This is a genomic window from Terasakiella pusilla DSM 6293, from assembly GCF_000688235.1.
In the GTDB taxonomy this organism is placed as follows: domain Bacteria; phylum Pseudomonadota; class Alphaproteobacteria; order Rhodospirillales; family Terasakiellaceae; genus Terasakiella; species Terasakiella pusilla.
In genome coordinates, this window is the sequence record NZ_JHYO01000071.1 from 1 (window position 1) to 2,000 (window position 2,000).

A 2,000-nucleotide genomic window follows, 5' to 3' on the forward strand; every position below is an offset into this window, starting at 1 on the left:
AAACAACGGAATTTTCTTACACCCGATGGTCCAAAGATTGGGGCAAGTTCAAAAAGCGGCTATCCCACCTTAACACCCTGTCCAGTTTTTGGGGACCATCTCTAGTCGCGACTACTACAACTCAAGCAATTCAGGGGGATTGCGACACGTTATGATAAGAACCCTGAGAATTTCCTCGCGGCCGTTAAACTCGCATCCGTTCGAATTTGGATGAGAAGTTTATGAGTCTACGGCCTAGGGGCTTGCCATTCCGCAATAGAACTCTCTCCACGCAAACTTTCCAGAACAATACGGATTTTCTCTTTAGAAGAATGTCGTTTGCGGGTCTTGCGTAGAATGTCCTTGACGATCTTCGAGGCGGTTTCTTTGGTGTTGGATTAGCTCTCATCTTCATTCCTTACAGTCATTACCATAAGACCTAAATCCTCCTTTGTTCAAACGATATATTTCGTCTCATTGGTGCTGAAGGGGAACACAGCTTTCCTACAGACTCATCGACTGAAATCCCCTCTTTAGCCTGACGCAAAATAAAAGCAATCTGACTTTCATTGAACTTTGAGCGTTTCATCTCAAATTCTCCTCTTCAGATTAAAATCTAAACGAGAATTTTCTCACTTAAAACGGTCCAGTTTTTCGCAAACAGATCAAAACCACTCACTCACTAGCGGAAAAAAAACGTGCTTTTGCTTCTGAAGACAATCGGTTTCTGTACACATATGAAAACATGACAATCAACATTACGATGTCTCGATTATATTCGTTTTCAGGAAATCTTTCCCATTCAGCATTATAGCCTGTATACAAATCTTCAAATAGCGCCTCGCCTTTCAGGATCGAATATAGTGTAGCCGCACCAACGTAACAAACTTTATTAGCTCTAGGATCCCATGCAACCAAACCGTCTCCGAATTGAATTGTTTTACATATAGAATCGCCACTTTCTAGCTCACACTGCAAGCTAAGCTTTTTTCCAATTAATTTTGTGTAGTGACTATCTGGGCCTTGTACTCTACTTCTTACAAAGCTATCGAATTCAGTAAGAAAATAATTCAGCCAACTTTCGAAATTTTCAGTTCCTAATTCAAGATTACGATAGCTAATACAGTTATCTTTTACCTTGTAAACGTCATAAAATTTGTCGGTAACTTCTTTTATGTCAGAGTCCTGGTATCCCGTGACAAACGCTTTCTCAATCTCACCAGAAGGAAGGTTAACAGAATCACCTGGATATAAACTGGGAATTACAACGGGGTAGCTTATTTCTTGCTCATGAAGCAATTGAGTTAAGTACTCTGAGGTGGGAAATAAGCCTTCATTTTCGTAACTTTTATCTTTTACATAAGCCGTAGCAAATCCCGCGTATGAGAACATTCTATCAATTCCGAGAGAAACAGCATTTTGTAAGCCACCTGCAACCATCTTTGCTACCTTTTCCTTCAGAATTTTCTGCTTTTCATCAGCTGTGAAGTTTCTGTAGTTCAAAGGAAACCCACTAGCTGAGTTTGTCTGCGAAAAGAGTAGTATTGAAGATTTTGAATAACTACTTAACCGAGTCCTCATCATATTGAGATGCGGCTCTGTGAATTCATGCCAGTTGTCATTTGCATGAATAACCGCACCTCTTTCAGAGCGTATTAAATAAGTTGCGTCATCATGTGAAAGGTCTGGTACAATGTAGCTTGAGTAATCAAGGCCATCTATAGTTTGCTCTTCCTCACCTACTGTTACGATATTTTCAAATCCGATTTTATTTAGTCTATTTACAACAGATGGTGACTTAAAATTAGCCGTAATGAACTTTGTTTTTTTGTCGAATATTTCGAATAACTTGTCATCAAAATGATCATCATGTCCGTGCGAAACAAGTATCGTTAGCTTGTCTCCAAGTGCTGCCAAGTAGCTCGGATGAATATATGGTGCAAGTGAAGGTAGCCAACTACCAAAGGCTGGTTTGTTATACCAAGGATCAGTCAGAACGTATCTATCTGAGTGTTTTATTA

General features: G+C 39.7%; 1 protein-coding gene and 1 pseudogene. One reads left to right on the forward strand and one right to left on the reverse strand.

What is annotated here, in order from left to right; genetic code table 11:
• Window positions 1–117: 117 nt before the first annotated feature.
• A pseudogene (locus tag Q397_RS24915) lies at window positions 118–225 on the forward strand (IS5/IS1182 family transposase); the annotation flags it as partial.
• Window positions 226–654: 429 nt separating this feature from the next.
• On the opposite strand, the gene Q397_RS25245 reads toward Q397_RS24915, so the two are convergent.
• The coding region (locus Q397_RS25245; RefSeq protein ID WP_038015084.1) for an MBL fold metallo-hydrolase at window positions 655–2,000 on the reverse strand (1,346 nt) is incomplete at its 5' end.